Below are 11,797 nucleotides of genomic sequence, written 5' to 3'. Positions count from 1 at the left end.
AGAGGTCGACCCGCTCATGGTCTCCGGGAACGGGCCCTCTCGATGTCTAACACTAGGAGGTCTTGGCACGGTCGAACGCCGTCACTAGCTGTCGAGGAAGTCCCATTCGGCCCCGAGAACCCAGCGGATCGCAGAGATCTTCCCGGAGAGCATCCCCCAGTCGAACTGAGTCTCGGTGTCCTTGCGGAGCAGGTCGACTCCGTACTGTTCCTCAATTCGGCGGGCGGCCGCCTGTGCTGTCGCCCAGATCTCCGCCGAATAGCCCTCGGGGCGCTCGTCACCAATCGAAGCCTCCGAGCGCCCGTACCAGAGCCGATCGAACAGCTCGTGTTCGACCGCCATGATTTCGGAGACACGACGCAGCGCAGACGTCTCAACCTGATGCCTGAACGCGAGATCCATCCGGTCAGCCAGCAGCCTCCGCAGTTGCGGCATTTCCCACGTTCTCACGCGGAACGCCGGCCTCGTCTGGTTGAAGCTCGAGATCCAGTCCTTCGCTCCGTTGGTGAAGAATCCTGAGGCAACAAACAGCACCGTGTCCGGCCGCTCGGCCGTGGCCCAGGCGATCGTCCCTTGTAACGCTTCGGGCGGCACTCCACGTGTGTAGTGCTTGCAGTCGACGAACCACGTCTCGTGATACTGGTGCCCGTCAACGTCGCGGCGTTCGAGCTGAGCCACGATGTCGCGCCCGCGATCGGCCGGCGAGGATTCCTTGGGCGTCCCCTTCCGCCAGTCGACGTTCACGAAACCCGTCTCTGACATCAGGTCGAAGCAGAACTCTTCGAAGTCGGTCGGGCTGAGTGCGTCGAAGCCGACCGCGCCCAAGAGCATCTCAGCTGGGTCCTCTGGGAGAAGGTCGTCAGCCGAGGAGAGCCCGTCGTCGGTCATGCGCCCACACTAGGACGCCAGCGGCCGGCTACTCCCGTCTCATCAACTCCCGTCCGTGCCAGTTGCGTGAGATCGAATGAGACGGGAGCCGCCGCGGCCACATTGGTGCGCGTGAAGCCAGCCGATCATGCTCACCCAGGAGGAGTTAGTCGATCGGCTGGGTCGTCGGCTCCTTGATGTAGGTAATGCCGAAGGCCTTGACTTGACGGTACTGCTGAATCTTGGCGGCGATGTCGAAGGTGTCGTTAGAGACGAATTGGAAGATATCGAGGCCGCGGCCGAGATTGATGCGCCAGCCGGAGTTGGCGCGGATCGACCGGTCGTGGATGGTGTCGCTGAGCTCGACGTCGAGGGTGATGCCCGCGACGGCTGCGGCCTGCTTGACGCGTAGCAGGAACTCCAGTTGCTTCTGGACCTTCTCGGGGCCGTCGGAGGACTCGGTGGTTATGAGCTTGAGCTCGACCTCGTCGGCCGGGTCCTTGACCGCGGCTAGCGCTTCCACGAACTCCATCAGATTGCGCGCCTGGTGGAACTGGCGGATGTAGGGGTCGGTGAGGGTGATCTCGGTAGCCCCCCGCAGATACGGGATCAGCACGGTGGCGTAGGAGACGCCGCGCTGGTTCTCCTGGTATTCGCGGTGCCCGGCGTACAGCTCCGGCTTAACGGGAGTGCCCGCAACCCCGTCGGCCGCGCTGGCGGTGGCGCCGCTCCCCTCCTCGCCGGTTGAGTCGGTGGCGTCGGCGCCCTCGGCGTGGCGGGTGCGGTGATAGTGCGTGGGGTACTCGTCTTCTTCGAGGGTGGTGACAGGGTGCCAGCCGCCGTCGTTGTCGAGGTAGCCGAACTTGACCTCGGCCATGGTGGCGTCGATTCGGAGGATCTGGTCCTTGACGCGCTTGCGGCCCTCGATGGCGAACCGCAGGGTCTCCTCGATCTCCTCCTGGGTCGCTTCCCCGTGGGGGTAGAGGATCTTCATCAGTCCGGAAAAGGTCTTGTGGATGCCGTCCCGGTCGCGGGTCGAGATGTCCGAACCCAGCGTGAAGTGCTGCTGGTAGCGGTCGGAGTAGTCCGCGTTGCGCATCGACTTGAGGACTTCGGCAATGTAGTCGACGACGAAGCCGTAGCCCTCGGAGAACATCTCTCCGCGGATGGTGTCGACTTCCCAGCCCGGGATGAAGTGGTGGAGGCGGTCGAGGTACGCCGCGTCGTGATAGCTCTCGGGCAACTCGTCGAACAGGTCGGAGTGCTTCAGCATGTACGGCACATTGTGGGACGTGTTGCCGACGAAGACCATCGACGCTTCTGCGCCGAGCGTCTCCACACCGCGCGAGAACGACTTGTTCGCCATGTAGTTCTTCATGATGTCGACGAGCGCCTTGTCGGTGCGCTTCTTCCTGCCTGCGAACTCGTCGAATGCGACGACGTCCCAGTATCCGACCAGGCCGATGCGACCGTTGGAGTTGTTCACGAAGAGCTTGGGGACGGTTACCTCTCCCCCGGAGATCAGCATGCCGTGGGGTGAGAACTCCGAGAAGATGTGTGACTTGCCGGTGCCCTTGGGGCCGAGCTCGACGAGGTTGTAGTTGCGCTCGACGAACGGGATCAGGCGAACGAGCTGGATGAGCTTGGCGCGACGTCCGAACAGGGCAGGGTTGAAACCGATCGACTGGATCAGCAGGTCGATCCACTCGTCGGTGGTGAACTCACGGCGCGAGGTGGTGTAGCTGTCGAAGTCGAAGTTCGAGAGCTGAATCGGCTTCAGCGACCCGAGTTGCCAGGGCACGACGCGGGCGTCGTCGAAATGGAAGTAGTCGATGTCGCAGATGCACCAGACGCCGCCGACGAGGAGCTTGGGGTGAGCGTTGATCGTGGCCGACTCCACGACTACTCCCTTGATGCCGAGGTTCGAGAACTCTGCCTCGTACCGATCGTCCTTGTCGTTGAGAGAGACAGAGACCTTGTCGATGATCTTGTAGCGCCCGCGTTCCTTGATCGTCGACTTCACCAGCTCGGACTGGTTCCGTTGGACGTAGTGGTCGGCGAGGATCTTGCGCACCGAGTCGATGCCAGCCTGGATGGTGGCTTCGTCGTCCGAGGCTGCGTACTGGCCAAGGAGGTACTCCAGGACGTAGGAGGGCACGATCGCGTTGCCCTTGACGGCCTTGACGAGGTCCTTGCGGACCACGAGGCCGGCAAAGTGCTGGTTGATCTTCTTGTCGAGCGCCGTCTGCTCGGGGGTCTGATCTTCCGTCTGCCCCTCGATGTTGCCGTCGAGGAGGAGGTCGGCGGCGATCACGTCGAGATCGGTCTCTTCAGTCATGTCGGCCGCCCTTAGAAGTCGAAGTCCGAGGTGAAGGAGCGCTTGAGGGTGAACATCGCCTTCTCGTACACACGCCATTGGTTCGTGTTGGGAATGAGCTCCTCGAGGCGGAGCTCGACGGCGCGGTTGTTGTAGTCGTTGGCGTCCTGGTTGAGCAGCAGTTGGACGCTCTGGTAACGGTCCCGCTGCTCGGGAGAGGAGGAGTCGAAGGTCAGCACCGGCGGCGGGTCGTTGGAGATCAGCGTCTCCCCCACGTACAGCCCCGCGCGCAGCACGCGGGCCTGCACCTTGTCGCTGACGGGCTCCGCCTGGAATAGCTTCACGACCAGCTGGCCGGTGGTGATCTTGTCGGTGTCCGGGAGAACCTTCACGTTGACCAGGCGGGTGTCGCTCTTGCGCTTCTTGTTGATCACGAGCACCGGTACGACGATCTCCTGCAGAGTCGCACCGCCGTGGACGAATCGTGTTCCCCCGCCAGCGAGCTTGAGGCGGTGGATCGACTTGGGAATCTGGACCTCGATGTCGCCGTCGAGATTGAGTTGCTCAGCGGTGAACGTGGCGAAGGCGTCGTCGACCTTCAGCCCGTGACCGAGCACATAGCGCTTGTTGGCGACGAGAATCTTGTCGCCGTGTGCCTTCTCGGAGAGGAAGAACTGCTCGGGCAGTGCCTCGTCTTGGAAGAGGAAGCCGTGGTCGGCAGTTACGAAGATGTTGGTGGCGTTGGCGTTGGCGGTCTTCTTGACCAGGTCCACCAGCTCGGCCAGCGCCAGCTCGGCGGCTTCGAACACCCGGCGCTCGGTGCCCGGCTTGTCGCCGATCGCGTCGATGACGTCGTGGAAGATGTACAGAACCCGGTTGTTCTTGAACATGTCCCGCCGCTCGTCGGCGGTCAGGGCTCGGAAGGTCTCAGCCTGGATGGCACTGCCGCCCACGGCCTCGAGCACCTTCGAGCGAGGGCCCACCCCGTTGGTGGGCAGGCCGTCGGCGAGCACCGTCTTGCCGTCAACGGAGTGTTTCAGAGTGCGGTGCGGCAGGAGCGCGGCCATGCCGAGCTGGGTGTAGCTCGGCAGGACGCCGAGGACGGCCTCGAGGTCGGCGTTGAACCGGTCCTCCTGGCGGATGCGGGAGCGTAGCTCGTCGGCGACCTCGTATCGGAGGGCGTCGGAGACGATGACCACGGCCTTCTTGTCCTCGCGGAGCAGTTGTTCGACGTAGTCGCCGTAGAACAACCGCTGGGAGCGCAGGACGACCGACTGCCAGCTGGTTGCTGCGTCGACCTGCTTCTGCCAGGCGTTGCCGAGCTCGTAGACGAACTTGTTGGTGTACGTCTTCTCGACGAGGTCTCGCAACGCGTCGAGTGGGTTCGGTCCCTCGAAGGAGCGGCGCGCGTAGGTGAACTGGCGGTAGAGCTGGTCGATGCGGAACCAGTCGCTCCGGTAGCGCTCAAGTCCCTCGTCGAAGGCCGAGATCGTGAAATCGATCGTGCTCAGCCGCGACAGCAGGTCGGCGGCCGCGTCGATCGCCGCATACAGCTGGCGGTAACCATCGATCCACACGCTGCTCTGGCGGGCCCGGACGACATCGGCCACCTCACGAGCGGTGACAGTCTGTTCCGTGACCGCTCGAGCAAGGTCCGCAATGATCTTGCGGTCGGTCTCCTCGAACAGGTCATCCGCGACGAGATCTCGGAACGTCGCGTTCTCGATGCTCGCCGTGTAGTCGAGGTCTGCCGATGCCTGCTTGGCGAGGATCGACATCGCGGCTTGGCTGCGGCGATCGTTGCGGAAGCTGGCGAAGTCGAGCTGAATGTTCTGCAGCCCCCCAGGGCGGTCGGACTTGAAGCCTCCGAGAGCCGCGCGGAACATCCACAAGACGAAGTCATCGACACTCGGTGCGGTCGACTCGTAGCCGTAGATCGAAGCCGCACCGAGCCAGAGAAAGTCCGCGAGCTCGAGATCGCCGAGGGCGTTGTACTTGGAGTGCTGGCCCTTGGATTTCTCAACCAAGAGCGTCCGCATGATCTCAAGGAGGCTGTGCTCCTTCTGCCCGAGCACCACCGCGGACATCTTGGCGCGAAGGCGGGCCACGTCATCGTCGGCCGTGAGCAGACCCTTGAGGGTCTCGACGCGCTTCCCCGCGTTGAAGAACTTCTCGTGCCGCGCCACGACCGCGTCGATGCCTTCGGCGGTCAGACCGAGCTCTTCCGAGACCAAGGAGCTCCGGTCTGCGGTGAAGACGCCGTACGCGAGTTCGAGATCCAAGAGCCAGTTCCCGACGCCCGCTGGCAGCGGGCCCGATCGGTAGATCAAGAACTTGTCAGCGGGCTGCTCGTGCAGCAGTCGGTACTTGACGGCGTACTCGTCGTTTGCGACGCGTAGCGTCGTGACACCCGGCAGGCCAAGGCTGTCGACGACGGAGGCGTATTGACCCTGCGGGTCGTGCCAGAACACGACTCGGCGGTCAACGAAGCGGCGCTCCAGGTGCGGCTTGATGTTGGCGACGTCACTCATTCGCTCGCCTCCAAGCCGGCGATCTTCTTCAATGCGCTTCCGAGCTTGGGGTAGTTCGTCTTCACTCCCTCGTCGAGGTTGATGGCGACGTTCCGCGAGGCGAGGGGGTAGAGCACGTCGTGCTCGTACTCATCGAGCTCCAGCAAGACCTTGCGCAGCCGGTCGGCCTCCTTCGCATTGCTGGAGCGGTCGGCGTGCTCCAGGCTCGCCTTCAGCTTGGCCTGCAACTCTCGTAGGTACTCATTGAGCACCGTCGACACAGTCGATGGCGAGTAGCGGTGCATATAGATGAGCGCGTTGAACGAGCCCTTGGGACTAGAGAACAACCAATAGATCGGCCGCTTCTTGTACCGCTGGACGTGATCCTTGTAGAAGGACTTTACGAAGTAGTCGCGCAGGTTCTTCGAGCCAAGAGACTCAGTGACGAACCGCAAGTTCTCCTCGAAGTGCTGTTGGCCGAACGCCGCGCGAAGAAACGTCCGGAACCTCTCCACGATGTCGTCCTCGAACCACTCGCCATCCACGATCGGAATCACGTTGTCGGTATCGGGCATGAACGTGGGCGACGGGACCTTTGCGAGGTAGTCCTGCAACGTCGCGCCCTGGTCAGCGAGGATCAGCCCGGGCTCGTCCAGGCTGTAGCGCCCAAACATGCATCCGACCGCGTACGACACGAGGTTGTCGATCTTGGCCCTCGTATCGAGTTCAATCCTGGTCCCGCGTTCAAACTTGCGAAACTCAAACTCTGGGTTGTTCCGTAGGGTGACATCTTCAGGTGTAGGTGCTTCAGCCATTCGTGCCGGGAGCGACTCTGCCGAAGCAACGAGCCTGTTGTTTCGTTCCTCTAGCTCGGTCATGCGTGAGATGCGCTTCTCCCAGTCGCCACGCACCCTCTCGATTGACGCCTCGACACTCACCCCGTAGTGGGCTACTTGATCCCGCTCGAAGGTTCGATCAAGTTCGGTAGTTCTGAGATCTTCGTCTGAAATGCCGATCAGTTCCTCGACGTCTCCGACCAGATCTGGATCCGAACGCAGCATGGCGGGGAGCGCCTCGAAGTTGCCGATCTTGAAATGAGTACCCGGGTTGAGGAGTAGGGAGATCTCTGCAACTGCCCGGGTGTTCAAGAACGCGAGAAGCGCATGGCGGTCCTCGAGCTTCTGGGGGAACACCGAATTTGCAGAGGCGTCGAACGCGTACTCGGCTCCGTATGCTCGCCCAACCACGGACCCGATAGACACATCCGACCAACTGACGGATGGGGCAAAGAACTTGTCTACGTTCCGCATCGTCGCTGTAGGCCGCAGGTCGAAAAGCTCTTTGCCGTCGTGGCGCCAGTCAAGAACGAACTCTCTGTTGCCCGACCACTTCCGGTACGGACCTCCCTTGTTGATCGGCACCCACGGCCCATTGGAATCCTCTGTGCGAACGTCGCGGGCGCCGACCTCCCACCAGTACCGGAGAAAGCGTCCGTTGTCGGACGTCGTGATGCCATTCCCTGAGGAGAAGCGCTTTCCAATCGGACCGCAGCGGCTGAAGGCGTCGGCGACCTCGCGGTCGACCCAGTATGCGAACGCCTTCCCTGGCAGGGACTCGATCGCATGCTGCGCAACAAGGTATGAAGCATGTGAGTGATCCAGGAATAGGTCCCTGATCTCCTCGGGCGTCCTGACACTGGAGAAGACGTCGTACAGCTTGCGGTAGACGCCGACGGACCGGTCGTCGTGACCGCGGGTGGCGGCAAAGGCGACCGTTCCATAGTCGACGCCGAAGATTCCTCGCCCTAGGTGCAGGAGGGACGAGATTGTCGAACGACCCAGGAGGTCCTTGCGAAAGTTCGCCGCATCTTGATTGAACATCCAGCTGGCGAGCGTGATCATCGCGAACACGCCGCCTTCAGGCACCAGTGACGCCGCGCGCTCGATGAACATCGTCATGAGGTCCGACTTCGCGGCCGGATACTTCTCCCTGGCGAAGCCCGCGAGGAGCGGACCCATGTTGCTGCTGCCCATGTAAGGCGGGTTCGCGACGACAACGCCGTACCGAGGAAGGAGGAACTCTGCTTGGTAAACCAGCCGGTGTGCCCGCTCGATGGTCTCAGCCCTCAGCAACTCATCCCCGTGGTCGAAGGTCGCCAGATGGGCGGCCAACTGCGACGTGATGTCGGGGTCAGGCTGGATCAATGAGCCGAAGGTGTCCGCCTCGGCAAGCTGATTCCAGAAGGCTTCTTCAGCGTGGCGATCCCCATCCTTAGTGCGGAGGAAGTCGAGTTCGTCTGGACTGAACGAGATGGGCTCCAGCACGCAGATGTTCGGCTCGACCTGCTTGGTGAAGAACGTCCGCTGTCTGGCGCGGGCCTTCATCGTGAGCGCGAACGCGGCGAGGGCCCCTGCGCGCGGGTCGATCTCTGTGCCGTAGAGGTTGTTGGTGAGGATGAGGCTAGGAATCTCGGCGGGGCCGTATCCCTCCTCCTCGTAGATCGAGTACAGGAGGTCGAACGCGTAGGTGAGCATGTGGCCCGAGCCGCAGGCTGGGTCGATGACCTTGAGGTCCTCGGGCTTGGCGATCCTGAGGAAGTCTGTCACCTCCTCGACAGGTGCAAGGTAGTACTCCATTTGGTCAACCAGGCCAGACGACGGTCGGTTGAGCAGCCAGAGTCGGCCTAGGGAGTTCTCCACGAGGTAGCGGACGATCCAATGCGGGGTGAAAAGCTGGGTGGCGGCGGGGATCTCTCCGGCGCCCGCCTTCTTACTCTTCTTGAACCCGGCGAATACCTCGTCCTTCCGCTCGGCAATGTAGAACTGGTAGAGCCAGCCAATAACCTCGACGTCCCTGCAGACCTCTTCGGTAAGTACCTTGACCGAGCGGTTAAGGACTGAGTCGTCGGCGAGCAGGTTGGCCGGGATGAGCAGCTCGGTGTAGTCGCCCTCGCGCTCGAACATGAAAGGCATGGCGCGGTTCCAGTGTCGGCAGTAGTCGGCCAGCAGGAGTGCATATGCCTCGCCCTGGGGGCTGGCGCTTGCGCGCGTGCCGTCAAGAAGCGCGGCGACCGCCGTACAGGTCTTTTGACTCGCGACCTCGGTGTCGATAACTCCGCGCTTGGCTTCGGCGAGGATCTCGGGTTGGCCGACCTCGACGCCGGCCTGGGGAGAGACGACGCCGATGCCGGTGTAGCCGTTGGCATCCATGAAGCGAAGCGCGACGATCCGGTTGAACCAGGTGTAGGCGACCTTGTCTGCGACGGCCGAGCGACCCTCATCGCCGCCGCCGGCAGCGGTGACGGCCCTCTCCAGGGCATAGACCGCCTTGGCCTGCTCGACGCGCTCCGATGAGCCTGGGGCGAGCACGGCAGCGACGCGGGCGGTGACCTCGCGGATGAGCGCGGTACGTGCCCAGGTCGCGAAGTTCTTCAGCGGTGCGGTTTCCATCAGAGGGTGATTCGCTTTCCGTCGTTCAAGGTCTCAATGAGCGCGCTGCGCAGGGCGGTCAGGTAGTTGTCGACGTCTGCCTCGGTCTCGAGGACTCCAGACGCACCTGGCACCAGGACGGTCTTCACAGAGACGGTCTGCTTGACCGGCTCTGGATCGGGGCTCGGGGTCGCCGGCGACGATGCGAGTAGGTCGAGTAGCCCCGGGTACTCGCTGGACTCGAAGTTCGAGCCGATCTGCTGGATGAGCGCGACCTGGTTCTCGGTGGCGATCCGGGCGAGCGTCTGGTCGATCCGCTGGACGGCGCGCTGCTGGGCCTCCGATGTGGCGGCCGCGTAATACGCGGTGTCGGTGAGCTCGCTGCGGCGGCGCTCCACGGTGCTGGCGACCGCCGCCCGACTGTCCGCAACAACACTGTCGATCTGGCCTCGCAAGGCGTCAGTTGCTTGCTTGAGCTGGGCCATCTTGCTGCCACGGAAGGCGTTGGGGTCGGCGAGCGCAGTCTTGATGGCCTCATCGCTGCCCGAGGGCAGGTAGTTGAGATTGCTGGCGTGGGTGGTGAGGAGAGCTGCGGCGTCGTCGTAGATCGTCCGCTGTGGTCCGTTGACGAAGGACTGGATCGGGTCGATCACGTGGTCCTTGGCTTCGAGGAGGTCGTCGCCGAGGTCGAAGTCGTTGAGGTACCAGTCGTCGCTCTTGCCGACCGCCTGTTCCAGCAGGTCGATCGGGCCGCCGAGCTGCTGGACGAACGGGTAGCGCGAGACGTTCAAGGCGGCCCGCATCTCGTCGAGCTTGCCCTTGAGCTTGTCGCCGCCATGGCGGGCCAGCTCGAGTGGGTCCTTGGGAGCGCTGGGCTCGTCGAAGAAGTCGATGCAGAACTTGCGGAAGGTTGCGACCTTGCGCTCGTCGAACGTCTTCTGCGCCGCGATGACCTGGTGGCCGTGCTTCTGCGTGTTTCGCAGCGCGGTTGCGATTTCGGTCCGCTTGAGGACGTTGCCATCCATCGTCAGCGTTACCTTCGAGGCGCCGACCAAGGAGGCCACGATGACCTCGATCGAGGCGAGGTCCCATCCGTAGGGCTTGGCCTGGAAGGTGTCGACGATCGTCTTCATCGTTACCTGTTCGCCTTGGCCGGTCTTGCGCAGGATCGTCGAGAGGACCTCTTGGGCGGCCTGGTCGATCTTCATCAGTGCGTCGGCGTCGAAAAGGCCGCTGTCGGGGTTCGCGGCGCCCGCCACCTGCTGCTCGCTGTAGGTGATGCCGCCGAGCAGCTTGAGCTGGGTGTAGGTGCGGCTGATGAGTTCCTGGAAGCCCTCTGTCACTCGTCCGAGTGCGTCGGTCGAGCTGGCGGGGACGTCGGCTGCGTTGATGATCAGCCCTGCCTTGCCGACGGCGGTCTGGATGCGCTGGGCGAGTTCCTTCTCGCGTTCACGGTTGAGGGTCGCCTTGGTTTGGAGGATCTGCTCTTCGATCGCTGAGAGTGAGCTGGTGCGCTTGCGCTTGATGTACTTGTCCGTCTTGAGAAGCAGCCGCAGGTCGGTCAGCACGCGCTCGTCGGGGTCAAGCACCACCCGCAGCTCGTCCTTGCCGGCGCTGTGCATCCGGGTCTCGTCCGCGGTGTAGGGGTAGTCCGGGGTGATGAAGTGGGCGGAGAGTTCCTTCTGCTGTCCGTGGACCTGGTCGTCGAGCTTGAACCCGAACGGGAAGTCCTGGCCGTTCTTGGCGTAGCGGATCTTGTTGGTCCTGATGACTTCGACCGAGAGCACCTTGAACAGCTGGGAGCTGACCTCGGAGGCGTCGATGTCGACGTTCTTGATTTCCTCCTCGATGACCTGCTCTTCGTTGGTGAGGTACTCGTAGACCTGGCCGTTGCGCTGGATGTAGGTCTGCCGCTCCAGCTCGGCGAGCGCTTCCTTGACGTCCTCGGCTAGCGCCGGCAGATCGAGCCCGAAGCGGTCGTAGACGAGCACGGTGAGGTTGCGGGCGGTGGCTTGGAAGCTCTCGACGTACTTGACGAGGAAGAGTGCCTTGAGGAGCCGGATGGCCAGCTCGTTGTCGAGGTTGCGCTCGGCGACGAGGATTTGCTGCTGGGCCTGTGCCTTGAGCGAGGCGCGGATGCCTTCGAACATGCGGTCAAAGGTGGCCAGCGTTCCGAGCTCGCCGGTGCCGACGACCTTGGCGACGTCCTGGACGACGCCGAGCATGGACCGCTCACCGACGGAGCTGTTGCGGCCTTCGAAGGCGTTGTGGTCGGAGATCCCGATAATCGCGGCCTGGAAGAGTGGGAACTGGTAGCTGACGAATGGGTAGGTGCCGACGAAGTGCTCTTCGTCGGTGTAGTTGCGGTACTTCTTCGCGCCGTCGACGAAATCGAACAGTGTCTTGAAGTTGGCCGACTCGAAGGCGTAGATCTCTCGGAGCGCGGCGGCTCCGTCGTCGTTCTTCTCAAGCAGGCGCTTGCGGATGACTTCCTCGACGTCGGCGCTGGTGAGGTGGACGCGGGTCTTGAACCGTGCCTGGATCTTGGAGAAGTCATTGCCCTGCTGCTTGGTGCGGTCACCGACGACCTTGTCCATGTCCTCCTGGGAGGTCACGAAGACCCAGGCCCGGCCGCCGCACTTGGTGTTGAGGCTTTCGGCGATGGTCTGGAGGTT

At 62.9% G+C, this 11,797-nt stretch carries 5 protein-coding genes; all 5 read right to left on the bottom strand.

Annotated elements, in window-relative coordinates; translation table 11 throughout:
* Window positions 1-84 precede the first annotated feature (84 nt).
* Window positions 85-888 (bottom strand): restriction endonuclease, encoded by an 804-nt coding sequence (locus ACILRH_RS04835; protein WP_220138485.1) that lies wholly within the window; start codon window positions 886-888, stop codon window positions 85-87.
* Between the two features lie 145 nt (window positions 889-1,033).
* Window positions 1,034-3,205, bottom strand: a complete 2,172-nt coding sequence (brxL, locus tag ACILRH_RS04830) for a BREX system Lon protease-like protein BrxL (protein ID WP_395691224.1) — start codon at window positions 3,203-3,205, stop codon at window positions 1,034-1,036.
* Between the two features lie 11 nt (window positions 3,206-3,216).
* A complete protein-coding gene (pglZ, locus tag ACILRH_RS04825; RefSeq protein WP_395691222.1) occupies window positions 3,217-5,715 on the bottom strand; it encodes a BREX-1 system phosphatase PglZ type A in 2,499 nt (832 codons plus the stop codon).
* On the bottom strand, window positions 5,712-9,143 hold the full coding sequence (gene pglX, locus ACILRH_RS04820) for a BREX-1 system adenine-specific DNA-methyltransferase PglX (protein ID WP_395691220.1): 3,432 nt from the start codon (window positions 9,141-9,143) through the stop codon (window positions 5,712-5,714). Before pglX ends, pglZ begins: the two co-directional genes overlap by 4 nt.
* Window positions 9,143-11,797 (bottom strand): BREX system P-loop protein BrxC (gene brxC, locus ACILRH_RS04815; RefSeq protein ID WP_395691219.1); only part of this gene is annotated, 2,655 nt, incomplete at its 5' end. The genes brxC and pglX, both read right to left, overlap by 1 nt.

This window comes from Nocardioides sp. (assembly GCF_044226765.1).
Taxonomy (GTDB): Bacteria; Actinomycetota; Actinomycetes; order Propionibacteriales; family Nocardioidaceae; genus Nocardioides.
The sequence above is the reverse complement of the archived record's forward strand: the minus strand, read 5'-3'. Positions and strand labels throughout refer to the sequence as shown.

Coding starts and splice junctions, on each gene's coding strand:
- pglZ (WP_395691222.1), bottom strand. CDS start 5,715: ATGAGTGACGTCGCCAACATCAAGCCGCACCTGGAGCGCCGCTTCGTT.
- ACILRH_RS04835 (WP_220138485.1), bottom strand. CDS start 888: ATGACCGACGACGGGCTCTCCTCGGCTGACGACCTTCTCCCAGAGGAC.
- brxL (WP_395691224.1), bottom strand. CDS start 3,205: ATGACTGAAGAGACCGATCTCGACGTGATCGCCGCCGACCTCCTCCTC.
- pglX (WP_395691220.1), bottom strand. CDS start 9,143: ATGGAAACCGCACCGCTGAAGAACTTCGCGACCTGGGCACGTACCGCG.